Source organism: Streptomyces sp. NPDC053431, assembly GCF_044544925.1.
GTDB lineage: Bacteria > Actinomycetota > Actinomycetes > Streptomycetales > Streptomycetaceae > Streptomyces.
In genome coordinates, this window is sequence record NZ_JBITXX010000008.1 from 201,323 (window position 1) to 224,205 (window position 22,883).

Here is a 22,883-nt window from a genome sequence, read left to right on the forward strand (position 1 = left end):
GGGTGGCACGCCGTCTGGCCGGACGGATAGGGTCGGCCCTGGCGCGACTGCCTGTTCGAAAGCAAGGGATGCAAGGTGACGGACGGAGCAGTAACTGAGGTCGCACGCGTGCTCGTCGCGGCCGACAAGTTCAAGGGTTCGCTCACGGCCGTACAGGTCGCGGAGCGGGTCACAGCAGGACTGCGACGGGTCGTCCCGGAGCTCGAGGTGGAGACGTTGCCCGTCGCCGACGGCGGCGACGGGACCGTGGCCGCGGCCGTCGCGGCCGGGTTCGAGCGGCGTGAGGTCACCGTGACCGGCCCGCTCGGCGAGCCCGTCACGGCGGCGTTCGCGCTGCGCGGGACCACCGCGGTGGTGGAGATGGCGGAGGCCTCCGGCCTCCAGCTCCTGCCGGCGGGGGTCTTCGCGGCGCTCACCGCCACGACGTACGGCTCCGGCGAGCTGCTGCGCGCGGCCCTCGACGCGGGTGCCACCTCGATCGTCTTCGGCGTCGGCGGCAGCGCCACCACCGACGGCGGCGCGGGGATGCTCGCCGCGCTCGGCGCCCGCTTCCTCGACGCCGACGGCGAGCCGGTCGGCCCCGGCGGCGCGGCCCTCGCCGGGCTCGCCTCGGCCGACCTCTCGGGCGTCGACCCGCGCTTCGCCGAGGTCGACCTCGTCCTGGCCAGCGACGTGGACAACCCGCTGACCGGCCCCAAGGGCTGCGCGGCCGTGTACGGCCCGCAGAAGGGCGCGAGCCCCGAGGACGTCCAGACCCTCGACGAGGCCCTCGCGCACTACGCGCGCGTCCTGGAGAAGGCGATCGGCCCCAAGGCCGCCGAGCTCGCCGCCTCGCCCGGCGCGGGCGGTGCGGGCGGCATCGGCTACGGCGCCCTGCTGATCGGCGCGAGCTTCCGGCCCGGCATCGAGCTGATGCTGGAGGTGCTGGGCTTCGCCCCGGCCCTGGAGCGCGCGACCCTCGTCATCACCGGTGAGGGCTCGCTCGACGAGCAGACCCTGCACGGCAAGGCTCCGGCGGGCGTCGCCGCGGCGGCGCGGGCGGCCGGCAAGGACGTCGTGGCGGTCTGCGGCCGGCTCGCCCTCGCGCCCGAGGCGCTGGGCTCCGCCGGGATCCGCCGGGCGTATCCGCTGACCGACCTGGAGCCGGAGCCGTCGAAGTCCATGGCGAACGCGGGCCCGCTCCTGGAACAGGTAGCCGCCAACATCGCCAAGGACTTCCTGTCCTGACCCCCACCTCCACTCCCCGCAGGCACCCAGCCGAGCCCCCGCCCGGGTAAGCCCTCACCCGACGCCACCCACCCCCGGACAGGCACCCGCCGGGCGCCGCCCACCCCTGCGCAGGCCCTCACCCGGCACCGCCCGCCTCCGTGGGGGCGCTCGCCGGGCGCCGCTCTACCTCCGTGGGGTCACTGGCCGGGCGCCGCCGCCTCCGTGGGGTCGCTGGCTGGGCGCTGTGCCCTCCGAGTGGTCAGTCGCCGGACGCCGCCTCACCTCCGCGTGGGCAGGGCGCCCGGCGCCGCCCCCGTATGGGCACTCGCCCGGTGCCCCACGCCTCTGTGGACTCGCCGGGCGTGCCGCGCCTCTGCGGGGGCACGGGCCGGGCGTTACCTGCCTCTGGTGTGGTCAGTCGACGGGTGCTGCCCGCCCCCGTGTGGGGACTCGCCGGGCGTGTCGTGCTTCCGGGGCGCTGCCTGCCTCCCGTGTGGTCAGTCGCCCGGTGCCGCCCACCCCCGTTGGGCGCCCGTCGCCGGCCCGGGAGGCGCCGGCCCGGGAGGCGCCGGCCCGGGAGGCGCCGGGCCGCGTCGCCAGCCCGCCGCCCTCCGTGTGGGCAGTCGTCCCGCTGGGGCGGGACGGGTGGGCACACGGGACCGCGCCTGGCGGCGCGCCCCGCTCCCTGTACCTACGCCCGCCCCTACGGCGCCGCGCTCCCGTGGCCGGCGTCAAAGCGGTGGAGGCCTGGGCGCGGCAAGGCGCGATGTTCCGTTGTGCCCACCCGTTCCGCCCCAGCGGAACGACTGCCCACAACGAGGACGGCCGGGCAGCCGCCCCGGCGGAGCGGGTTGCCTAGAACGGGGGCGGGCGGCGGGCGGGCAGCGCCCCGGTGAGCGGCTGCCCGCTACGGGGGCGTCGGGCCGGGCAGCGCCCGGCGCGGAGCGGCTGTCTCGGACGGGGTAGGTGGCGGCGCCGGCGTGACCAGCACCGCGGCGGAGCATAGGGTCGGCGGGACGGCTGCGCACAGCGGCCGCAGCCCGGTGGCGAGTGGCCTGCCTGGCACGGAGAGGGGACGGGGCGTAATGGAGATTCGGTGTCTCGGGGCCGACGAGGTCCGCGCGCGGGCCGCGGACGGCTTGGCCGATCTGCTCGTGGACGCGGTCGCCGACGGCGCCTCGATCGGCTTCCTGGCGCCCTTGGACCCCGCGGAGGCCGCCGCCTGGTGGCGCGAAGTGGCAGGGACCCGTGACGTCTGGGCCGCCTTCTCCCCGACCGGCCGCCTCCTCGGCGCCGTCACCCTCGTCCGCGACGGCAAGGCGAACGGCCGCCACCGCGGCGAGATCGCCCGGCTCGTCGTGCATCGCGACGCCCGCGGCCAGGGCCTCGGCCGCCGCCTGCTCGCCGCCGCCGAGGCGCAGGCCGCCGCTTCCGGGCTGACCCTCCTGGTCCTGGACACCCAGACCGACAGCCCGGCCGAGCACCTCTACCGCGCGGCCGGCTGGACCGCCGCCGGCGGGATCCCGGACTTCGCCGCCGACCCGGCGGGCACCCTGCGCCCTACGACGCTCTACTACAAGCGCCTGAGCCGCTGAGACGGCCCGACGACGGCTGGACGATGTCCTGGCGACGACGGCCCGGGACGGCCCGACCCCGTCCTGACGACCCGTCCGTCCTGCCCCCGTCCTGACGGCGACGGCCCGTCCGTCCTGCCCCCTTCCTGACGGCGACGGCGCGACGGTCCGACCGTCCTGCCCTTCGCTCTGACGGCGACGGCCCGTCCGTCCTGCCCCCGTCCTGACGGCGACGGCCCGTCCGTCCTGCCCCCGTCCTGACGGCGACGGCCCGTCCGTCCCGACCGCGCCCTGACGGCGACGGCCCGTCCGTCCCGACCCCGCCCCGACGGCGACCCCTCGGACGTCCCGACCACGTCCTGACGCCCACGACCACCGCCCGCCACGCCCGACCGCCCCCACCGCCCGCCACGCCCAACCTCCCCCGCCCTCACCCGCCGCCCCCACGCGAAAAGGCCCGGACGCGAAAAGGCCCGGACGCGAAAAGGCCCGGACGCGATGTGCGTCCGGGCCTTTTCTGGGGCCGTCGTTACGGCAGCTGCGCCGCCTCCGCCTGGCGTGCTTCCCGGCTCTCGCGCCGGTTGTCGCGGAAGGTGTTGACGCGCCGGGCCGTCGCGAAGAGGGGGATCACGGCGCCCAGCACCACCTGCAGCGCGCAGCCGGTCTGGAGGAGGAGCTGTCCGCCCGGGGCGTCGAACGCCCAGGCCGCCAGCATGCCCATCGCTCCGACGATCCAGCTGAGCATCGCCACCGCGAGGACACCCCGCGGCTTCGGGTACTCCACCCGGCTCACCATCAGCCACGCCGTACCGATGATCGCGAGCAGGGTCGGGATGAACGGCAGCTCGAGGAGGATGATCGACACGACCGTCAGCGCGCCGAAGGGGCTCGGCATGCCCTGGAACATGCCGTCCTTCATCGTCACGCACGAGAACCGCGCGAGCCTCAGCACCACCGCGAGCAGCACCACGATCGCGGCCACCGCCGAGACCTTCTGGTGCGCGTCGTCCGCGACCATGCCGTAGACCAGGACGAAGTACGCCGGCGCGAGACCGAAGCTGATCAGGTCCGACAGGTTGTCGAGCTCGGCACCCATCGGCGAGCTGCGCAGCTTGCGCGCGACGATTCCGTCGAACAGGTCGAAGATCGCCGCTCCCAGCATCAGGATCACGGCGGTCGCGGCGGAGTGCCGCGCCATGCCGGTCTCCACGCCGCTCCCCGTGAGGTGCGGGATGAGGATGCCGGTGGTGGTGAAGTACACCGCCATGAAACCGCACGTGGCGTTACCGAGCGTGAGGGCGTCCGCTATGGACAGCCTCAGCGACAGCGGCATCTCCTCGGCCTCTCCGGCGGCGTCCGCCTCGGCCTCGGCGACCCAGTCGGCCGCACGCGTGTCGGGATCAATCACGGTCAATGCGAGTCACCCCCGCCGTGGTGGGCTGACCGACCTCGACGGCGACCTCGACACCCTCCGGGAGGTAGATGTCGACGCGCGAGCCGAAGCGGATCAGACCGATCCGGTCACCCTGCTCGACCTTCGTCCCCTGCGGGATGTACGGCACGATCCGCCGGGCGACGGCACCCGCGATCTGGACCATCTCGATGTCGCCGAGCTCGGTGTCGAAGTGCCAGACAACGCGCTCGTTGTTCTCGCTCTCCTTGTTGAACGCCGGCACGAAGCCGCCGGGGACGTGCTCCACGGACGTCACCGTGCCGGCCAGCGGCGCGCGGTTGACGTGGACGTTCAGGGGGCTCATGAAGATGGCGACGCGGGTGCGTCCGTCCTTCCACGGCATGATGCTCTGCACCACACCGTCGGCGGGGGAGATGACCCGGCCCTGAGCGATCTCACGCTCGGGGTCGCGGAAGAACCACAGCATGCCGGCCGCGAGAGCGGTGACCGGCACGGCGACGGCCGCGGCGCGCTTCGACTTGCGGGAGCGCGCCAGGCTGAGCGCCGCGGTGGCGACGGTCGGCAGAAGCCACGGCGATGCTCCGCGTGCGATGCGTACGCCCTTGAGGCTGTCGCGGTGTGCAGAGGTTTGGCTGTGGGGCATGGATGACCTTCGTAGCGGATGATGCCGCGCTGGCAACGGGGGACGGCGGCTTTCGGGCGATGCTATCGGTTGCGGGCCGCAACTGGGCAAGCCAGAAGCCGAGTCGGCGGCCGGAAGACGAACACAGGGTGTGATCTTCTTCGCGGCCAAACCGACCCATATCCGACAATCAACCCTGGAACCGGTACTCCTCGAGCAGCCGACGACCGATGATCATTTTCTGGATCTCGGCGGTACCTTCACCGATGAGCAGCATCGGCGCCTCGCGGTAGAGGCGCTCGATCTCGTACTCCTTGGAGAACCCGTAACCGCCGTGAATGCGGAAGGCATCCTCGACGACCTCCTTGCAGTATTCGGAGGCGAGGTACTTCGCCATCCCCGCTTCGAGGTCGTTTCGTTCCCCGGAGTCCTTTTTGCGTGCTGCGTTCACCATCATGGCATGGGCGGCCTCGACCTTGGTAGCCATCTCGGCCAGCTTGAACTGAATCGCCTGGTGCTGGGCGATCGGCTTTCCGAAAGTGTGACGCTGCTGGGCATACTGGACGCCCAGCTCGAAAGCACGCTGCGCGACGCCGCAACCACGGGCCGCCACGTTGACGCGCCCGACCTCGACGCCGTCCATCATTTGGTAAAACCCTCGGCCGGTGACCCCGCCCAGGACCCGATTGGCCGGAATGCGCAGTCCGTCCATGATGAGCTCGGTCGTGTCGACGCCCTTGTAGCCCATCTTGTCGATCTTGCCGGGGATGGTGAGGCCGGGGCGGACCTCTCCGAAGCCGGGCTCCTTCTCGACGAGGAACGTCGTCATCGACTTGTGCGGGGCGGTCCCCTCGGGGTGTCCTTCGTCACTTCGGACGAGAACCGCGACCAGCGTTGACGTGCCACCGTTCGTCAGCCACATCTTCTGGCCGTTGAGGACGTACTCGTCGCCGTCCTTGACCGCCTTCGACGTGATCGCCGACACGTCCGAGCCGAGGCCCGGCTCCGACATCGAGAACGCGCCACGCGTCTCGCCGGCCGCCATCCGCGGAAGGAAGTAGTCCTTCTGCTCCTGGGTGCCGTGCTGCTTCAGCATGTACGCCACGATGAAGTGCGTGTTGATGATGCCGGACACCGACATCCAGCCGCGCGCGATCTCCTCCACGCACAGCGCGTAGGTGAGCAGCGACTCACCCAGGCCCCCGTACTCCTCGGGGATCATCAGACCGAAGACGCCGAGCTCCTTGAGCCCGTCCACGATCTGCTGCGGGTACTCGTCACGGTGCTCGAGCTCCGTGGCGACCGGGATGATCTCCTTGTCGACGAAGTCCCGGACCGTGGCGAGGATCTCCTGCTGGACGTCGGTCAGACCGTGGGTCTGGGCGAGTCGCGCCATGACTACTTCCCCTGTTCCTTCAGCTCCGGGCGGCCGGGCTGCTCGCCGCCGCGCGCGTCGATGTACTCGGCGGTCGGGACCATCACCTTGCGGCGGAAGACGCACACCAGGGTGCCGTCCTGCTTGTAGCCCTTGGTCTCGACGTAGACGATGCCGCGGTCGCTCTTCGACTTCGACGGCGTCTTGTCGAGGACGGTGGTCTCGCCGTAGATGGTGTCGCCGTGGAAGGTCGGCGCCACGTGCCGCAGCGACTCGATCTCCAGGTTGGCGATGGCCTTGCCGGAGACGTCCGGCACGGACATGCCGAGCAGCAGCGAGTAGATGTAGTTGCCGACGACGACGTTCTTCTTGAAGTCCGTCGTGTTCTCCGCGTAATTCACATCCATGTGCAGCGGATGGTGGTTCATCGTCAGCAGACAGAAGAGGTGGTCGTCGTACTCGGTGACCGTCTTCCCGGGCCAGTGCTTGTAGACGGCGCCGATCTCGAACTCTTCGTAGGTGCGGCCGAACTGCATCGTACTCAGGCCTCCGGGATCTCGAACTTGCTGGTGCGCTGCATGCCCGCGGCCCGGCCCTTGCCGGAGATGACCAGGGCCATCTTGCGGGAGGCCTCGTCGATCATCTCGTCGCCGAGCATCGCGGAGCCCTTCTTCCCGCCGGCCTCGGACGTGTAGTAGTCGTACGCGTCCAGGATCAGCTCGGCGTGGTCGAAGTCCTCCTGCGAGGGCGAGAAGATCTCGTTCGCGGCGGCGACCTGGTCCGGGTGCAGCACCCACTTGCCGTCGAAGCCCAGGGCGGCGGCCCGCTGGGCGACCGCCTTGTAGCCCTCCTGGTTGCGGATCTGGAGGTAGGGGCCGTCGATCGCCTGGAGGTTGTTGGCGCGGGCGGCCATCAGGATGCTCATCAGGATGTGGTGGTACGCGTCCGCCGGGTAGCCGGGCGGCTGCTCGCCCACGACCAGCGACTTCATGTTGATCGAGGCCATGAAGTCGGCCGGGCCGAAGATGATCGTCTCGACGCGCTGGGAGGCCTGCGCGATCGCGTTGACGTTGTTCAGGCCCTGCGCGTTCTCGATCTGCGCCTCGATGCCGATCTTGCCGACCTCGAAGCCCATGGTCTTCTCGATCTGCGTGAGCAGCAGGTCGAGCGCGACGATCTGCTCGGCGCTCTGCACCTTCGGCAGCATGATGCAGTCGAGGTTCTGGCCGGCGCCCTCGACGACGGTGACGACGTCACGGTACGTCCAGTGGGTCGTCCAGTCGTTGACCCGGACCACACGCGTCTTGCCGGTCCAGTCGCCCTCGTTGAGGAACTTCACGATGGTGTGCCGGGCCTCCGGCTTGGCCAGCGGCGCGCACGCGTCCTCCAGGTCCAGGAAGACCTGGTCGGCGGCGAGGCCCTGGGCCTTCTCCAGGAAGCGCGGGTTGGAGCCGGGCACCGCGAGGCAGGAGCGGCGGGGGCGCAGCCGGTTCACGGGCGTGCTGGTCATGCGGGAACCTCCAGGGGGTCGAGCTTGTTCGCTTTCCGGATCTCGTCGACGATACGGCCGATGATCCCGGTGATACCGAAGTCCTTCGGGGTGAAGACGGCGGCCACACCCGCCGCCTTGAGCTCCTCGGCGTCGGCGTTCGGGATGATCCCGCCGACGACGACCGGGATGTCGGCCGCGCCGGCCACCTTCAGGCGGTCGAGGACGTCCGGCACGAGCTGGGCGTGCGATCCGGAGAGGATCGACAGGCCCACGGCGTGCACGTCCTCCTCCAGGGCCGCGTCCACGATCTGCTCCGGCGTCAGCCGGATGCCCTGGTAGACCACCTCGAAGCCGGCGTCGCGGGCCCGTACGGCGATCTGCTCGGCGCCGTTGGAGTGCCCGTCCAGGCCGGGCTTGCCGACCAGGAAGCGCAGCTTGCCGACGCCCATGTCCTGGGCCGTACGGTCCACCTTGCGGCGCACCTCGGCCAGCGGGGAGCCCTCCTCGGCCGGGACGGCCACAGGGGCGGAGGAGACTCCGGTCGGGGCGCGGAACTCGCCGAAGACCTCGCGCAGCGCCCCGGCCCACTCGCCGGTCGTGACGCCCGCGCGGGCGCACTCCAGGGTGGCCTCCATGAGGTTGCCGGTGCCCTTGGCGGCCTCCTTCAGCCGCTCCAGGGCCTTGCAGGGCCGCGGGTGGTTGAACGGCGGCTGGTAGCGGGTGTCCCGCCAGGTGCGCAGGGCGGACACGACCCGGGCCTCGACGGCCGGGTCGACCGTCTGGATCGCGGTGTCCAGGTCGGCGGTGAGCGGGTTCGGCTCGGTCGTCTCGAAGATGTTGACGCCGACGATCTTCTCCTCGCCGGACTCGATCCGGGCGCGCCGCTCGGCGTGCGAGGAGACCAGCTGCGCCTTCAGGTAGCCGGACTCGACGGCCGCCATGGCGCCGCCCATCTCCTGGATCCGCTCGATCTCCGCCAGGCACTCGGTGACCAGGGCCTCCACCTTGGCCTCGATGACGTGCGAGCCGGCGAAGATGTCCTCGTACTCCAGAAGGTCGGACTCGTGCGCGAGGACCTGCTGGATGCGCAGCGACCACTGCTGGTCCCAGGGGCGCGGCAGGCCGAGCGCCTCGTTCCAGGCCGGGAGCTGCACGGCACGTGCGCGTGCGTCCTTCGACAGCGTGACGGCCAGCATCTCCAGGACGATCCGCTGGACGTTGTTCTCCGGCTGGGCCTCGGTCAGACCGAGCGAGTTGACCTGCACGCCGTACCGGAAGCGGCGCTGCTTGGCGTCCTCGATGCCGTAGCGCTTGCGGGTGATGGTGTCCCAGATGCGGCCGAAGGCGCGCATCTTGCACATCTCCTCGATGAAGCGGACGCCGGCGTTCACGAAGAACGAGATCCGGGCGACGACCTCGCCGAACCGCTCCTCGGGGACCTGCCCCGAGTCGCGGACGGCGTCGAGGACGGCGATCGCGGTGGACATCGCGTAGGCGATCTCCTGGACCGGAGTGGCCCCCGCCTCCTGCAGGTGGTAGCTGCAGATGTTGATCGGGTTCCACTTCGGGATGTGGTTGACCGTGTACGCGATCATGTCCGTCGTGAGGCGGAGCGAGGGGCCGGGCGGGAAGACGTGCGTCCCGCGCGACAGGTACTCCTTCACGATGTCGTTCTGGGTGGTGCCCTGGAGCTTGGTGATGTCCGCGCCCTGCTCCTCGGCGACCACCTGGTAGAGCGCCAGCAGCCACATGGCGGTGGCGTTGATGGTCATGGAGGTGTTCATCTGCTCCAGGGGGATGTCCTGGAACAGCCGCCGCATGTCACCGAGGTGCGAGACGGGCACCCCGACCCTGCCGACCTCGCCGCGGGCGAGGATGTGGTCGGGGTCGTAGCCGGTCTGCGTGGGCAGGTCGAACGCGACCGAGAGGCCGGTCTGGCCCTTGGCGAGGTTCCGCCGGTAGAGCTCGTTCGACGCCTCGGCGGTGGAGTGACCGGCGTACGTCCGCATGAGCCACGGCCGGTCCTTCTGACGCTCTGTCATCTGTGGTCCCGGGGTCAGATGTTACGGAAGCGGTTGATGGCGTCGATGTGCTTGGCGCGCATCTCCGGGTTGCGGACGCCGAGGCCCTCCTCCGGGGCGAGGGCCAGCACGCCGACCTTGCCCTGGTGCAGGTTGCGGTGCACGTCGTAGGCGGCCTGGCCGGTCTCCTCCAGGGAGTAGACCTTGGAGAGCGTCGGGTGGATCTTGCCCTTGGCGATCAGGCGGTTGGCCTCCCACGCCTCGCGGTAGTTGGCGAAGTGGGAGCCGATGATGCGCTTCAGCGACATCCACAGGTAGCGGTTGTCGTACTGGTGCATGTAGCCCGAGGTCGAGGCGCAGGTGGTGATGGTGCCGCCCTTGCGGGTGACGTAGACCGAGGCGCCGAAGGTCTCGCGGCCCGGGTGCTCGAAGACGATGTCGATGTCCTCGCCGCCGGTCAGCTCGCGGATCTTGGAGCCGAAGCGCTTCCACTCGCGCGGGTCCTGGGTGTTCTCGTCCTTCCAGAACTTGTAGCCCTCGGCGTTGCGGTCGATGACCGCCTCGGCGCCCATGGACCGGCAGATGTCGGCCTTCTCGGGGGAGGAGACGACACAGATCGGGTTGGCGCCGCCGGCCAGCGCGAACTGGGTGGCGTAGGAGCCGAGGCCGCCGCTCGCGCCCCAGATCAGGACGTTGTCGCCCTGCTTCATGCCGGCGCCGTTGCGGGAGACCAGCTGGCGGTACGCGGTGGAGTTCACGAGGCCCGGGGACGCCGCCTCCTCCCAGGTCAGGTGGTCGGGCTTCGGCATCAGCTGGTTGGACTTGACCAGGGCGACCTCGGCGAGGCCGCCGAAGTTGGTCTCGAAGCCCCAGATGCGCTGCTCCGGGTCGAGCATCGTGTCGTTGTGGCCGTCCGAGGACTCCAGCTCGACGCTCAGGCAGTGCGCGACGACCTCGTCGCCGGGCTTCCAGGAGTTGACGCCCGGGCCCGTGCGCAGGACGACGCCCGCGAGGTCGGAGCCGATGACGTGGTACGGCAGGTCGTGGCGCTTGGTGAGCTCGGAGAGGCGGCCGTAGCGCTCCAGGAAGCCGAAGGTCGACACGGGCTCGAAGATCGAGGTCCACACCGAGTTGTAGTTCACGGAGGAGGCCATGACGGCGACCAGCGCCTCGCCCGGGCCGAGCTCGGGGAGCGCGACGTCGTCCAGGTGAAGCGACTTGCGCGGGTCCTTGTCGCGGCTGTCGACGCCGGCGAACATCTCCGCCTCGTCCTTGTGGACGGTCACGGCGCGGTACGACTCGGGGAGCTTGATGTTGGCGAAGTCGGCCGAGGTGGAGTCGGGCGACTGGATCGCGTCCAGGATGTCCTTCACGGGATGCCTCCGGCGGTGCGGCGCCCACGGGGGACGCACTGAGGGTTACGTCGGGGTTTTGGTGCTGTGGAGGTGTGCCGTCGGTTCGGCGCGGGTGGTGCTGTGGCGGCGCCGGGTGGGGCGCGGGAGGTGCCTGTGACGCAGGCGTCCGGGCGCACTCGCGGGATCGCTGGTGGGGACAGCCGGCGCACGAGGTGATCTCTGCGCGCCGGCCGCCCGGACAACATCAACGTATGGCACGCCGTGTCACCTGACAAGGCACTGCGTGCCAACAATTTCACTCAGATGCAATCTGCTGCTCACGCATGAGCGATGATCGATCGAAAATGCCCCTGAACTGGGCGGATGCGGCAGCGGTCGGCCCCGGAACGACGAGGGCCGCCCCCGGAATCCGGGGGCGGCCCTCGTCGTGGAGTGCTCGTGGCGCGCGTCTCAGCCCTTCTGCAGCGCCTGCTGGATCGTCCGCATGACCTCGTCCAGCGGAGCGTCCGTCCGGGCGACCGCGACCACCACGTCGCCCGTCGTGGAGGCGGTGGCGGCGGCGGTTGGGGCCTCCGGCTCCGCGGCGGCCACGGGGGAGCCGGGAGCGGCCGGCCGGGCGCCTATGCCCGTGCCGAAGGTCTCGCGCACGATCGCGAAGGCGTGGTCCAGCTGGGCCTCCACGTCGCCCTGACCGCCCGCGCGCAGCCAGCGGCGCAGGACGTGGTTGTGGGCGGTGACGACCGCGGAGGCGGCCACCTCGGCCAGCAGCGGGTCGTCGTTGCCGTCGTGGTGGTCGCGCTCGTCGAAGTGGCCGAGCAGATAGCGGGTGAAGAGGCGCTCGTAGCGGGCCACCGAGGCGATCTCGCGCTCCCGCAGCGTCGGTACCTCGCGGGTCAGGCGGTACCGCTCGACGGAGACCGCCGGGGAGCCCGCGTACATCTTCATGACTTCCTTGATGCCCCGGCACACCGTGTCGAGCGGATGCTCGTGCGGCGGGGCGGCGTTCAGCACCGCCTCCGCCCGCACCAGGGTGTCGTCGTGGTCGGGGAAGATCGCCTCTTCCTTGGAGCGGAAGTGCCGGAAGAAGGTCCGGCGGGCCACCCCGGCCGCCGCCGCGATCTCGTCGACCGTCGTGGCCTCGTACCCCTTGGTCGCGAAGAGCTCCATGGCCGCGGCGGCCAGCTCCCGGCGCATTTTCAGCCGCTGGGCGGCGGCACGGGTCCCCGCCGCGCTCTCCGGGGAGTCGGACGTGGACGTGGCACGGGGTGTCTTCGCGGCCTTGGACATGTCCCGAACGTACTGCATCGGAGCGGGAGTGTGCCCAGGTGGGGGAGGGGAGCCCGGCCCGGCACCGACGGTGCCCGACGGCCTGAGCAGCCCTCCCCACCCCCCGTACGGCTCGCCGTGTGCCTCAGCGACGGGCATATTCGCGGAAGCCGCGCCCCGTCTTGCGGCCCAGGCAGCCCGCGGCCACCAGGTGCTCCAGGAGCGGCGCCGGGGCGAGGCCCGGGTCGCGGAACTCGCGGTGCAGCACCTTCTCGATGGCCAGCGAGACGTCCAGGCCGACCACGTCCAGGAGCTCGAACGGCCCCATGGGGTAGCCGCCGCCCAGCTTCATCGCGGCGTCGATGTCGTCCAGGGTGGCGTAGTGCTCCTGGACCATCTTGATCGCGTTGTTCAGGTACGGGAAGAGCAGCGCGTTGACGATGAAGCCGGCCCGGTCGCCGCAGTCCACGCCGTGCTTCTTGATCTTCGCGGTGACCTCGCGGACCGTCGCGTGGACGTCGTCGGCGGTCAGGACCGTACGGACGATCTCCACCAGCTTCATCGCGGGCGCCGGGTTGAAGAAGTGCATGCCGATGACGTCCTGCGGGCGCGAGGTGGCCCGGGCGCAGGCGACGACCGGCAGCGAGGAGGTCGTGGTGGCGAGCACCGCGCCCGGCTTGCAGATCTTGTCCAGGCGGGCGAACAGGTCCTGCTTGATCTCCAGGTCCTCGGCGACCGCCTCGACCGCCAGGTCGACCTCGGCGAAGGCGTCCAGCGAGCCGGCCGGGACGATCCGGGCCAGCGTCTCGTCGCGCGCCTCGCCGGTCATCCGGCCCTTGTCCACGGAACGGCCCAGGGACTTGGCGATGCGGGCCTTGGCGGTGTCGGCCTTCTCCTGCGAGCGGGCGGCGAGCACGACCTCGTAACCGGCCTTGGCGAAGACCTCGGCGATGCCCGAGGCCATGGTGCCCGAACCGGCGACGCCGACCGAGCGGACCTCGCGGCCCTCGCCGGCGGCGGCCGTCTCCAGCGGGGTGAGCGCGTCACGGACCACGGTGCCGGAGCCCGGGGTCTCGTACGTGTAGAAGCCGCGGCCCGACTTACGGCCGGTCAGACCCGCCTCGCTGAGCTGCTTGAGGATCGGGGCCGGGGCGTGCAGCCGGTCCCGCGAGGAGGCGTACATCGCGTCCAGGACGGTACGGGCGGTGTCGATGCCGATCAGGTCGAGCAGCGCCAGCGGGCCCATCGGCAGGCCGCAGCCGAGCCGCATGGCGGCGTCGATGTCCTCGCGGGAGGCGTACTTGGCCTCGTACATGGCGGCGGCCTGGTTGAGGTAGCCGAAGAGCAGTCCGTCGGCCACGAAGCCGGGGCGGTCGCCGACCGCGACGGGCTCCTTGCCGAGCTCCTGCGCGAGCCGGGTGACGGCGTCCACCGCCTGCGGGGAGGTCAGCACCGAGGAGACGACCTCGACCAGCTTCATGGCCTGGACCGGCGTGAAGAAGTGCAGGCCGAGCACGCGCTCGGGGTGGGCCGAGTCGGCGGCGAGCCGGGTGACCGAGAGCGCGTTGGTGCCGGTGGCGAGGATCGCGTCGGGGCGGACGATGCCGTCCAGGGCCCGGAAGACCTCCTGCTTCGTCTCGTACGACTCCGGCACGACCTCGATCACGAGGTCGGCGTCGGCGGCCGCCTGGAGGTCGGAGTAGGTACGGAAGCGGGCGAGGACGTCCTGCCGCTCCTCGTCGGTGATGCGCTCACGGGCGACCGCGCGGGCGGTGGAGGCCTCCAGGGCGGCGACCGCCTTGGCGGCCGCGGTCTCGCTGATGTCGATGCCGATGACCTCGCGGCCGGCCCGGGCGAGCACGTCGGCGATGCCCGTGCCCATGGTGCCGAGACCGACGACGGCGATGGTGGAGAGAGGGGTGTCCATCAGGGGACTCCTGGGAGAAGAAGTGACGACTGAAGGCAGTGCGCGAAAAGAGGAAGCGCGGTGCGCCCCGAGTGCGGGGAAAAGGGCGACGGACTCTGTCCCGGAGTCACGTCGAAAACTGCCGAACCGAACGAACTCCCCACACCTGCGGTATGGGGTGGTCCCAGGACGGCTGCGTCACCAGGCCGTCGAGGGGAAGTGCGGGGGGTGGCCCGCTCACCTGAGATTAACTGCCCGGTAACGAGCGCGCCAGTCCCGGGAAGTTGAGAACAATGTGATCTGGGTCGCGGATAGGCTGCGGAATATGAATTTCGCCGAGGATCCCGAATTCTGCTCGATGATCGATCGTTTGCGAGAAGAGATCGAGAATGACCGCGGAGAGGTCCCGGCGGCATTCGAGGAACTCGCGGGGCCGCTCGGCGCGGAGGAACTCCACCACGTCCTCACCGCTCCCGGGCAGCCGCTCTGGGCCCGGGAGATCGCCGCCTTCCGACTCGGCCTCGCCGGCGACCCGCGCGCCTTCGAGGCCCTCGTCCTCTTCCTCAACCACCGCGACCCCGAGCGCTGCGTCTCCGCCGCCCACGCCCTCACCCGACTCGGCGACCCGCGCACCGCCCGCGCCGCCGCCGCGCTCGCCACCAACGAACTCCGCGTCGCCTACGCACTGCTGCCGGTCCGTCTCCTCGCCGCCCTGCGCGCCCCGGAGAGTGTCCCCGTCCTCGTCGCCGTCCTCCGGCGCCGGCTCGCCCCCGCCGACCCGCACTGGCGGGTCGGCCTCGCCTGCGTCGAGGGACTCGGCGCGCTCGGCGACCCGGACGCCCGCGAGGTCCTGGAGGCGGCCCTGCCGCACCCGAGGCTGGGGGGCGCGGCCCGGGAGGCGCTGGGGCGGCTCGCTTTGTGAGGGCGCGGGTGGCTTGAGGGAAATGTTCGCGCGCCCGAGGGGAACGCCGACGGTCCCAGGGGGAGGTGGCGGGCCGGGCTTGAAAGCGGGGTGCGGCGCGGCTGATGCCCAAGTCGCTGTGATGTACGTCCCGTTGGGAGGCGGGCGCCTTCCGTTGTTGACAGTCTTTATTACAGTGTCGGGCTACCGTCCACTCCTCGTGTTCCTGTCCAGCGGAGGCGTGACATGCCCCCAGCGAGCCCGCCCGTGCCGCCTGCGCCGACCACCCTGTCGGTCAGTTCCCATCACGTCCGCGCCGCCCTGCTCGGCGCCGCACGCCACGGCATCGCCCCCGAACCGCTGCTCGCCCGGGCGGGCCTGCCGGCCGAGCTGCCGGCGCGCGTGCCCGCCCGGTGCTTCGGGCGGCTCGTCGGCACCCTCTGGCGCACGCTCGACGACGAGCTCATCGGCTTCGGCGAGGCGCCCAGCAGGTTCGGCACCTTCGCCACCATGGCCGACCTCGTCGTGCGCGGCAGCCGCGACCTGCGCGAGGGCCTCCACCGTGGCCAGGCCTTCTACGGGCTCTTCCCGGCCGGCCCGCGCTTCCGGCTCGTCGAACCCGCGGCGGAGGAGGAGGCGGAAGGGGCGGGTGGGGAGTTCGCCGACGACGAGGCGCGCGTGGAGTTCGACGTGTCCGGCTACGACGACCCCGTCCGCTTCGGCGCCGAGACCACCGTCGTCGTCGCCCAGCGCTTCGCCGGCTGGCTCATCGGCCGCCGGCTCGGCCTGCGCCGGGTCGAGTTCGGCTACCCCGAGCCCCCGCACGCCCGCGAGTACGCGCTCCTCTTCCGGGTCCCCTGCGTCTTCGGCGCCCCCCGGACCGCCGTCGTCTTCGGCCGCGCCGACCTGGACGCGCCGGTACGCCGCGACGCCGCGGCCCTCCACGCGCTGCTGCGCCGCGTCACCCTCGACGTCCTGGTCTGCCGCGACGACCCCGGCACGGCCACGACCCGGGTACGCCGGCTGATCGCCGCAGCCCTGCCGGCCGGGCCCGTGCCGTCGCCCGAGGAGGTCGCGCACCGCCTCGCCGTCAGCCCGCAGACCCTGCGCCGACGACTGGCCGCCGAGGGCACCTCGTACCGGCGGCTCCGCGACCAGGTGCGGCGCGACCACGCCATCGCGGCGCTCACCCGCGGCTCCCTCTCCATCGAGGGCCTCTCGCGGAACCTCGGCTTCTCCGAACCCAGCGCCTTCCACCGCGCGTTCAGACGCTGGACCGGCTCGACGCCGCGGGCTTATCAGCGGGGGGCGCCGAGGGGGTGAGCGGGGGCGCGCTTGGGGACTGGGCGCGGGGGCTGGGCGGGAGGCCGGCGGGGTGGGTGGGGCGCGCTCGGGGGCCTGGGCCGGGCGGGGCTCGCCGGCGTCGCGGGCCGGGGGCTCGCGGTCCGCGGAGTGAGCGGTACGGTCACGGCGGAGGCCCGCCGCCCGGCCTACCGTCCCCGCCATGGAATCGATGCCCCTGCCCGGTGCCCGCCGGCCGCCGGACCGCGCGCCCGGTGCCCGCCGGCCGCCGGACCGCCGGCCGGGTGCCACCCGGGCGCCGGACCGCGCGCCTCGTGCCTGCCGGCCGCCGGACCGCGCGCCCGGTGCCCGCCGGCCGCCGGACCGCCGGCCCGGTGCCACCCGGGCGCCGGACCGCGCGCCTCGTGCCTGCCGGCCGCCGGACCGCGCGCCCGGTGCCCGCCGGCCGCCGGACCGCCGGCCCGGTGCCACCCGGGCGCCGGACCGCGCACCTCGTGCCTGCCGGCCGCCGGGCCCTCGAAGATGAACGCGCGCCGGGCGGTCCTCGCCGCTCTCGGCGGGCTCGCGGTTCTCTGTCTCCTCGCGACCGTCGCCCTGACGGCGCTGAGCGTGAAGGTCGAGGGGTCGAGCATGGCGCCCACCCTCCATGACGGCGAGCGGCTGTTCGCCGTCCCCGGCTCGGCCGGGGAAGTGCGCCGGTTCGACGTCGTGCTGCTCCGCTCGCGGCACCAGAACGCCCTGCTCGTGAAACGCGTGATCGGACTGCCCGGCGACCGGATCGCCATCGTGTCCACCGCCGAGGACCCCTTCCAGGTGCTCCTCCAGGAGGGCGGCCGCGGCCCGGTCCGCCGGGTGACGGCCGGTCAGTGGGCGGCGCAGGCGCGGCGTACCGGCAACTGCTGCGCCGCCGACGGCACCCGTTCGGTCCGGGCCGTGCTGCGGACCGTCCCGGACGGCCGCTTCTTCTACCTGGGCGACAACCCCGACCTGTCCGACGACTCCCGCGCCTACGGCTGGGGCGAGATCGCCCGGGTCGAGGGGCGGGTGGGGCTGCGGGGCAGCCCGCTGCCGGTCTCCCGGGAGCTCGGCGACCGCCCGGTCCTGGAGGAGAGCCCGGGGCCGGGGCCCTGAGCTCGCGCCTCACGCCGTGAGGCGCTCCTTCCCCGTGCTCAGGGCGATCCGCAGGAAGGTGTCCGCGATGCGCCGGGCCGACTCCTGCGGCGAGCCGGCCGCCTGGACGATGTGGCTGGCCGTCAGGCGCACGGCGGTGTCGACCGCGAGGTCGCGCGCGACCGGGTCGACGGCCGGCCAGGCCTCGGCCACGTACGCGTCGGCCATCGCCGTCGCCGTGGCGAAGGCCGCTTGGGACCGGGTCGTCAGATAGGGGAGCAGCCCGTCGTCCCGGCTGCTGGTGAGCATCGCCTTCACCAGCGGGTTGCGGGCGGCGAGCGTGAGCGTGAAGTCCGCCGCCGCCGCCACGGCCTCGCGCAGGTCGTCGCGGTGTTCGTCGAGCGCCGCCTGGATGCCGACCAGGCAGCGCTCCAGCTCGCGCTGGAACAGCGCCTCACCGACGGCCTCCCGGGAGGAGAACTCCGAGTACAGCGTCTGCCGGCTCACGCCCACGGCGCTCGCGATGTGCGCCATCCGGAGCTTGTCGAACCCGCGGTCCGCGACGAGTTCGTACGCGGCGTCCAACAGGCGCTCGCGCAGCAGCGTGCGCACCGTCTCCCTGAACCTGGCCATCGCCCAAGCCTAGTGGAGACGAATTTTCCGGCTTCTCTGTCCAGACCGTTGACACATTCTCTAATAGTGTCCAATTCTCGAACAAGTGGCCACTCACTGTCACGGCCGTGACGCATCCCCGCATCCCCACCCGCGCCGAGCGCGGGACGACGGTTGGAGAAGGCACGTGAACGAAGAGATCAGAGAGTCCGAGGAGCTCGGAGCCGTCGGCTCCGGCAGGGACACCAGAGGCGTCACCCGCTGGCGCAGATCCCTCTTCCTGGCCCTCCCGGCCGGCGCGGCCGTCGCCGGAATGGCGACGGCCATGGTCCAGGGCGCCCTGGCCGCGAACCTCTCGCTGACCAGCGTCCCCTTCACCCTCAGCTCCAGGACGGTCGCCGCCCCCACCGGCATCGGCGCCGTCATGCACACCATCGACGCGGGCGGCGCGAAGGGCGCCGCCGAGGTCGGCATCGCCCAGGCCGGCCTCGACGGGCTGTGCGTGCACGCCACCCAGTCGGTCAACCTGCCCGTCGTCGGCAGTCTCGGGACCTGGTCGCTCAACATCTCCTCACCGGCCGCGGCGACTCCGCTCACCCCGGACCAGCTGGCGGCGGGCGAGGGTCTCCAGGCGCGGAAGCTGATCCTGGACGCCCAGGCCCTCAAGGCCTCCAAGGCCACCCTCAACGCGAGCGACACCACGCCCAACGTGATCGGTGCCGCCGCCGACGGCAACGGGATCAAGGGCGCCGGCATCAACGACGGAACCGCGGGCCAGTTCGGCCTCGACGCGACCGGCGGCCGGACCACCATCGAGAGCCTGAAGGCGGACGCCAACGGCGCGACCATCGCCGGCGCCATCACGCTGCCGAACCTCGCCATCGACATCGCCCACGGCAACACCGGCTGCTGAGCCCCTCACCGGTCCGGGGCGCCGCACGGGACACGGCGCCCCGGACCACCCGAACGCCGCCCCCAACCGCCCTGCTGCGAGGCCCTCATGACGCATGACCCGGCAAGCGACGCCGCGGCCGCAGACGCCGCCGCACCAGCACCCGCACCCGCACGCACACCCGCATCAGCACGGATAGCCGCACCAGCACCCGCGCCCGGATCAGCACGGCTAGCCGCACCGGAGCCCGCAGGCGCACCGGCGCACGCCGCGACGCCGGCACCCGCACCCGAGCCGGTGGCGGCACCCGCACCGGTACCCGAGCCGGTGGCGGCACCCGCACAGGTACCCGAGCCCGTGCCCGCACCCGCCCCCGAGCCCGTGCCCGTACCCGCCCCCGCACTCGCGTCGGCGCCGCTCGGAGGCGGCGGCTCCCTTCGGCGCGTCCGGCTCGCCTTCCGGCGCTGGCGGCGCACCCGGCCCTTCTGGGCCGCGCTGTGGACCGGCCTCGGCGGCTTCGTCATCTTCTTCCTGCCGATGGCCCCCCTCGGCAAGATCCTCCAGATCGGCGTCGGCGGCATCGCCGGCATGGCCGGCGGGGTCGTCCTGATGGCCCTGGCCCTGCTGATCCTGCTGCTGCCCGGTCAGCGGCACACCGCGGGCGTCGTCGCCGTGATCGCCGGCGTCGCCTCGTTCCCGCTGTCGAACCTAGGCGGCCTCTTCGTCGGCATGTTCCTCGCCGTGCTCGGCGGCTCCATGGCCTTCTCCTGGCTTCCCGAGAAGCCCGCCCGGCGCCTGCGCCGACCGGTCCGCGGAGGCGCCGGGCGCGCTGGGCGGACTGGGCGCTCCGGGCGTGGACCCCGGACGCCGGAAGGGAGCGTGGCCGCGTGAGTCTCCTCCCGCGCTCCGGCAAGCTGCCCGGCCCCCGCAGCGCCGCCCGGCTCCTCGTCCGGGCCGGTACGGAGTGGAACGCGGCGATGCTCGCCGAGGCCGCCGACGGCACTCGGCGCGGTACCCGATGGGGCCGCGGCGCGCTCGCCTTCGTCCCCTCGGTGCTCGCGATCGGCGCCCTCGGCGCGGCCCTGGCCCAAGGCGCGCTCGCCGCCAACTTCAGCGTCACCGGACAGCCGTTCACCCTCACGTCCAACGGCGTCTCCGGCACCGGCTTCGGCGCCGTCGTGAACACCCCGCCCGTCGGCCAGGCCGACGGCACCAGCACCGCGACCACGGGCATGGCCCGGGTCGGCTTCGCCCAGGCGGGACTCGCCGGACTGTGCGGCATCGTCCACCAGTCGATCGCCGGCCTGCCGTACTCCCTCCTCCTCACCGCCGGCCAGAAGGTGACCGCCACTCCGCCCGCCGCCTACACCACCGACATCGACGCGTCGAACCTCTTCATCCAGGCCACCGAGCTGCGGTCCTACGGCCCCACCACCCTGCAGAACGCGGTGATCGGCCAGTCCGCCGACCAGGTCCTCGTCGACGGCAAACCGCTCACCGGAGCCGTTCCCGGCGGCTTCGGTCTCGGCTCGGCCGGCGGCCCCGGCGGCAGCTCCGTCAACCTGCACGGCCTCAACGCCACCGCGTACGACGCCGAGATCGCGGGCGCCCTCGTGCTGCCCCAGCTCGACATCCGGATCGTCGGCGGAACGGCGACGACATGCTGAGCGCCGTACGCGCCCACGCGGGCGCCGCCCACCGCTGGTTCCGGGCCTTCCGGCGCACCAGGCCGTTCTGGGGCGGGCTGTGGCTGGTCGTCGGGGGCTGGACCGTGCTCAAGTTCTCCCTCAGCTCGGTGCAGCTGATCGTGGCCACCGGCTTCGGGGGAGTGGCCGGATATCTCACCGGCGGCGGCATGATCCTGTGCGGGCTCATCCCGATCGCCGCGCCCCGGCAGCGCTACACCTTCGGTCTCATCGGCGCCGTCCTCGCGATCGTCTCGCTCGTCGTGTCCAACCTGGGCGGCTTCCTGGCCGGTATGGCATGCGGGGTGCTCGGCGCCTCGATGCTGGTGGGCTGGGGCCCCAAACGCCCGCGCCGCGCCACCCGGCGGACGCCCGTCGCACCCCAGGAGGCACCGTGAGGGCCCGGCACCGTGCGCTCGCCGTCGTCGCCGTCCTCCTCGTCGCCGTCGCCACCGCCGTCGTACCGAGCCGGACCGGCCTCGCCGCACCGCGGGCCGCGGCGGCGGTCACCCCGCTGGGGGTGCCGTTCCTCCCGTCGCCGGATCCGCTGCAGGTGAGGATCGACAGCCTGCTCGCGGTCTCCCTGACCGTGGAGAAGGACGTCACCATCCGGCTGTCCGACGGCACCGAGGTGCGGACGAACAAGTACACCTTCACCAAGCTCAGGATCCGCGACCACATGGCCGTGACCCAGCGGGCGAACGGCCACACCCTGACCATCGACGTCCCGGACGAGGGGCAGCTCGGCGGCTACGACAGCGCGGGCAAGGCCGAGACCACCGTGATGTGGGGCACGATCGACAACATCTGCGTCCTGCTGATCGCCTGCCATGTGCAGGCCCTGCTCGACTTCTTCGGCCAGCTGATCCCCCTCACCTCGGGCGCCACCCACTTCCAGGGCACCATCTACGCGATCCGCACCACCGACGACCACGCCGCCCTCGACTCCACCGACAACCCCGTCCACCTGCCCGGCACGATCACGGTGACCAGCCCATGACCGCCGGACCGGCCCCGGACGAGGGCCGCACCCACTGGCGCCGCTCGCTCGCCGTCGCCCTGCCCGCCCTGCTGGCGGCCGGCGCCCTCGCGGGCGCCATGACGAAGGGAGCGCTCGCCCTCGACCTGCGCATCCAGGACCGGCCCGTCGACTTCACCACCAGCAGCCTGTACGGCACGCAGTACGGCGCGGCCGTCGTCGACCAGACGGTCGTCAGGGCCGACGGCACCACCGGCCCGCTGCGCGTGCTGCGCATGGGCTTCGCCGACGGCGTCATCAACGGACTCTGCCTGAGCCGGCCGCAGCAGATCGCCGGCGTCACCTACACCCTGCTCCTGACCCTCGGCGACACCGACCCGGGCACCTGGGAGATCCGCACCAGGAACACCGTGCTCGACCTCAGGAACGCGACCGGCGAGCTCGACATGGACGGCATCGTCGACCTGAACGTCAACGGAGCCGACGTGAGGACCGTCAAGGACGACACGGGCGCCTACGTGGTCAACCCGCTCGACAGCCCCCAGCACCGCTTCGGCATCCAGGCGCGCTACGCCAAGTTCGACTCGATCACCGGAACCGCCCAGGACATGCAGATCCCCGGACTCCTCACCACCCCCAAGCTGAGCCTCGCGGTGAAGCGAGGCACGGTCACCTGCCCGAAGCCGGCCGCTCCCACAGGCACGCCGGGCACCCCCTAGGACACCGTCCCGGCTATCTCGCGCACCAGCGCGAACGCCTCTATCTCGATACAGAATTCGGGCCGCACCAGCGCGGACACCTGGACCGCCGAGCTGGCCGGCAGCGGGAGCGAGCCGAAGGCGGTGTCGCGGGCCGCGCGGATCGCGGGCATGTGCGCCATGTCCGTCACGAAGTACGTCAGCTTCACGACGTCCGCGAAGTCCGCGCCGGCGGCGGCCAGGCAGCGGCCGATGTTCGCGAAGACCTGGCGGGCCTGGGCGGCCGCGTCGCCGGCGCCGACGACCGCGCCCTCGGAGTCGAGGGCCAGCTGCCCGGACACGGCCACGAACCGGCCGGTGCCCCACACGACATGGCTGTACTGCGGGCTGGGGGCGAGGCCCTCGGGGGCGGACACATGGGTCAGGTGCGTGCTCATGGGTGACATCCTGACGCACGCCACCGACACTCC

At 72.3% G+C, this 22,883-nt stretch carries 22 protein-coding genes; 11 read left to right on the forward strand and 11 right to left on the reverse strand.

Translation table 11 applies throughout. The features are described 5' to 3' along the window. Positions 1–75 precede the first annotated feature (75 nt). Positions 76–1,227 (forward strand): glycerate kinase, encoded by a 1,152-nt coding sequence (locus ACIGXE_RS20815; protein ID WP_399749412.1) that lies wholly within the window; start codon positions 76–78, stop codon positions 1,225–1,227. A gap of 1,067 nt (positions 1,228–2,294) precedes the next feature. Beyond that, complete coding sequence (locus ACIGXE_RS20820) at positions 2,295–2,804, forward strand: GNAT family N-acetyltransferase (protein ID WP_399749414.1); 510 nt, start codon at positions 2,295–2,297, stop codon at positions 2,802–2,804. 508 nt (positions 2,805–3,312) lie between these two features. Here ACIGXE_RS20820 and pssA read toward each other — a convergent pair. From pssA to ACIGXE_RS20865, 9 genes are all read right to left on the reverse strand, one after another. Then, entirely contained in the window at positions 3,313–4,191 is an 879-nt protein-coding gene (pssA, locus tag ACIGXE_RS20825; RefSeq protein ID WP_399749666.1) for a CDP-diacylglycerol--serine O-phosphatidyltransferase, read from the reverse strand. Beyond that, entirely contained in the window at positions 4,184–4,840 is a 657-nt protein-coding gene (locus ACIGXE_RS20830) for a phosphatidylserine decarboxylase (RefSeq protein WP_399749415.1), read from the reverse strand. Before ACIGXE_RS20830 ends, pssA begins: the two co-directional genes overlap by 8 nt. Before the next feature lie 169 nt (positions 4,841–5,009). Beyond that, positions 5,010–6,215 carry an acyl-CoA dehydrogenase family protein gene (locus tag ACIGXE_RS20835; protein WP_365345121.1) on the reverse strand — a complete coding sequence of 402 codons (1,206 nt, stop codon included), beginning with the start codon at positions 6,213–6,215 and terminating at the stop codon, positions 5,010–5,012. 2 nt (positions 6,216–6,217) lie between these two features. Continuing rightward, positions 6,218–6,730, reverse strand: a complete 513-nt coding sequence (locus ACIGXE_RS20840; protein WP_128981445.1) for a MaoC family dehydratase — start codon at positions 6,728–6,730, stop codon at positions 6,218–6,220. A 5-nt stretch (positions 6,731–6,735) separates the two neighbouring features. Then, positions 6,736–7,704 carry an HpcH/HpaI aldolase/citrate lyase family protein gene (locus tag ACIGXE_RS20845; protein ID WP_399749417.1) on the reverse strand — a complete coding sequence of 323 codons (969 nt, stop codon included), beginning with the start codon at positions 7,702–7,704 and terminating at the stop codon, positions 6,736–6,738. Continuing rightward, a complete protein-coding gene (locus ACIGXE_RS20850) occupies positions 7,701–9,728 on the reverse strand; it encodes a protein meaA (protein ID WP_399749419.1) in 2,028 nt (675 codons plus the stop codon). Before ACIGXE_RS20850 ends, ACIGXE_RS20845 begins: the two co-directional genes overlap by 4 nt. A 14-nt stretch (positions 9,729–9,742) precedes the next feature. Continuing rightward, the gene (ccrA, locus tag ACIGXE_RS20855; protein WP_399749421.1) at positions 9,743–11,080 is read right to left on the reverse strand and encodes a crotonyl-CoA carboxylase/reductase; all 1,338 of its coding nucleotides are present in this window, start codon (positions 11,078–11,080) and stop codon (positions 9,743–9,745) included. Positions 11,081–11,512: 432 nt separating this feature from the next. After that, positions 11,513–12,349 (reverse strand): TetR family transcriptional regulator, encoded by an 837-nt coding sequence (locus tag ACIGXE_RS20860; RefSeq protein WP_399749423.1) that lies wholly within the window; start codon positions 12,347–12,349, stop codon positions 11,513–11,515. Between the two features lie 124 nt (positions 12,350–12,473). Further along, positions 12,474–14,255 carry a 3-hydroxyacyl-CoA dehydrogenase family protein gene (locus ACIGXE_RS20865; protein WP_399749425.1) on the reverse strand — a complete coding sequence of 594 codons (1,782 nt, stop codon included), beginning with the start codon at positions 14,253–14,255 and terminating at the stop codon, positions 12,474–12,476. A 304-nt stretch (positions 14,256–14,559) separates the two neighbouring features. Here ACIGXE_RS20865 and ACIGXE_RS20870 point away from each other — a divergent pair, with 304 nt between their 5' ends. The 3 genes from ACIGXE_RS20870 (at position 14,560) to lepB (ending at position 17,568) form a co-directional block, all read left to right on the forward strand. Then, on the forward strand, positions 14,560–15,156 hold the full coding sequence (locus ACIGXE_RS20870; RefSeq protein WP_399749427.1) for a HEAT repeat domain-containing protein: 597 nt from the start codon (positions 14,560–14,562) through the stop codon (positions 15,154–15,156). A gap of 225 nt (positions 15,157–15,381) precedes the next feature. Continuing rightward, positions 15,382–16,458: an AraC family transcriptional regulator gene (locus ACIGXE_RS20875; protein WP_399749429.1), complete on the forward strand. Its 1,077-nt coding sequence runs from the start codon at positions 15,382–15,384 to the stop codon at positions 16,456–16,458. A gap of 501 nt (positions 16,459–16,959) precedes the next feature. Further along, a complete protein-coding gene (lepB, locus tag ACIGXE_RS20880; RefSeq protein WP_399749431.1) occupies positions 16,960–17,568 on the forward strand; it encodes a signal peptidase I in 609 nt (202 codons plus the stop codon). A 9-nt stretch (positions 17,569–17,577) separates the two neighbouring features. Here lepB and ACIGXE_RS20885 read toward each other — a convergent pair whose 3' ends face one another. After that, positions 17,578–18,180 (reverse strand): TetR family transcriptional regulator, encoded by a 603-nt coding sequence (locus ACIGXE_RS20885; RefSeq protein WP_399749433.1) that lies wholly within the window; start codon positions 18,178–18,180, stop codon positions 17,578–17,580. A gap of 166 nt (positions 18,181–18,346) precedes the next feature. Between ACIGXE_RS20885 and ACIGXE_RS20890 the strand changes: the two genes are divergently transcribed. The 6 genes from ACIGXE_RS20890 (at position 18,347) to ACIGXE_RS20915 (ending at position 22,434) form a co-directional block, all read left to right on the forward strand. Further along, complete coding sequence (locus ACIGXE_RS20890) at positions 18,347–19,072, forward strand: DUF6230 family protein (RefSeq protein ID WP_399749435.1); 726 nt, start codon at positions 18,347–18,349, stop codon at positions 19,070–19,072. 336 nt (positions 19,073–19,408) lie between these two features. Continuing rightward, positions 19,409–19,942: a DUF6114 domain-containing protein gene (locus tag ACIGXE_RS20895; RefSeq protein ID WP_399749437.1), complete on the forward strand. Its 534-nt coding sequence runs from the start codon at positions 19,409–19,411 to the stop codon at positions 19,940–19,942. After that, complete coding sequence (locus ACIGXE_RS20900; protein WP_399749439.1) at positions 19,939–20,718, forward strand: DUF6230 family protein; 780 nt, start codon at positions 19,939–19,941, stop codon at positions 20,716–20,718. The genes ACIGXE_RS20895 and ACIGXE_RS20900 overlap by 4 nt, the downstream gene beginning before the upstream one ends. After that, positions 20,712–21,134: a DUF6114 domain-containing protein gene (locus tag ACIGXE_RS20905; protein ID WP_399749440.1), complete on the forward strand. Its 423-nt coding sequence runs from the start codon at positions 20,712–20,714 to the stop codon at positions 21,132–21,134. Before ACIGXE_RS20900 ends, ACIGXE_RS20905 begins: the two co-directional genes overlap by 7 nt. Next, positions 21,131–21,736 (forward strand): hypothetical protein, encoded by a 606-nt coding sequence (locus ACIGXE_RS20910; protein WP_399749442.1) that lies wholly within the window; start codon positions 21,131–21,133, stop codon positions 21,734–21,736. Before ACIGXE_RS20905 ends, ACIGXE_RS20910 begins: the two co-directional genes overlap by 4 nt. Continuing rightward, on the forward strand, positions 21,733–22,434 hold the full coding sequence (locus ACIGXE_RS20915; RefSeq protein WP_399749444.1) for a DUF6230 family protein: 702 nt from the start codon (positions 21,733–21,735) through the stop codon (positions 22,432–22,434). Before ACIGXE_RS20910 ends, ACIGXE_RS20915 begins: the two co-directional genes overlap by 4 nt. Here ACIGXE_RS20915 and ACIGXE_RS20920 read toward each other — a convergent pair. Continuing rightward, complete coding sequence (locus ACIGXE_RS20920) at positions 22,431–22,850, reverse strand: RidA family protein (protein ID WP_399749446.1); 420 nt, start codon at positions 22,848–22,850, stop codon at positions 22,431–22,433. The two genes, ACIGXE_RS20915 and ACIGXE_RS20920, sit on opposite strands and share 4 nt — an antisense overlap. Between the last annotated feature and the right edge of the window lie 33 nt (positions 22,851–22,883).

Bases quoted from the DNA above. Each gene is read 5' to 3' on its own strand.
- ACIGXE_RS20820 (WP_399749414.1), top strand. From the start codon at position 2,295: ATGGAGATTCGGTGTCTCGGGGCCGACGAGGTCCGCGCGCGGGCCGCG.
- ACIGXE_RS20830 (WP_399749415.1), bottom strand. From the start codon at position 4,840: ATGCCCCACAGCCAAACCTCTGCACACCGCGACAGCCTCAAGGGCGTA.
- ACIGXE_RS20835 (WP_365345121.1), bottom strand. From the start codon at position 6,215: ATGGCGCGACTCGCCCAGACCCACGGTCTGACCGACGTCCAGCAGGAG.
- ACIGXE_RS20840 (WP_128981445.1), bottom strand. From the start codon at position 6,730: ATGCAGTTCGGCCGCACCTACGAAGAGTTCGAGATCGGCGCCGTCTAC.
- ACIGXE_RS20845 (WP_399749417.1), bottom strand. From the start codon at position 7,704: ATGACCAGCACGCCCGTGAACCGGCTGCGCCCCCGCCGCTCCTGCCTC.
- ACIGXE_RS20850 (WP_399749419.1), bottom strand. From the start codon at position 9,728: ATGACAGAGCGTCAGAAGGACCGGCCGTGGCTCATGCGGACGTACGCC.
- ACIGXE_RS20860 (WP_399749423.1), bottom strand. From the start codon at position 12,349: ATGTCCAAGGCCGCGAAGACACCCCGTGCCACGTCCACGTCCGACTCC.
- ACIGXE_RS20865 (WP_399749425.1), bottom strand. From the start codon at position 14,255: ATGGACACCCCTCTCTCCACCATCGCCGTCGTCGGTCTCGGCACCATG.
- ACIGXE_RS20870 (WP_399749427.1), top strand. From the start codon at position 14,560: ATGAATTTCGCCGAGGATCCCGAATTCTGCTCGATGATCGATCGTTTG.
- ACIGXE_RS20875 (WP_399749429.1), top strand. From the start codon at position 15,382: ATGCCCCCAGCGAGCCCGCCCGTGCCGCCTGCGCCGACCACCCTGTCG.
- lepB (WP_399749431.1), top strand. From the start codon at position 16,960: ATGAACGCGCGCCGGGCGGTCCTCGCCGCTCTCGGCGGGCTCGCGGTT.
- ACIGXE_RS20885 (WP_399749433.1), bottom strand. From the start codon at position 18,180: ATGGCCAGGTTCAGGGAGACGGTGCGCACGCTGCTGCGCGAGCGCCTG.
- ACIGXE_RS20905 (WP_399749440.1), top strand. From the start codon at position 20,712: ATGCTGAGCGCCGTACGCGCCCACGCGGGCGCCGCCCACCGCTGGTTC.
- ACIGXE_RS20915 (WP_399749444.1), top strand. From the start codon at position 21,733: ATGACCGCCGGACCGGCCCCGGACGAGGGCCGCACCCACTGGCGCCGC.
- ACIGXE_RS20920 (WP_399749446.1), bottom strand. From the start codon at position 22,850: ATGAGCACGCACCTGACCCATGTGTCCGCCCCCGAGGGCCTCGCCCCC.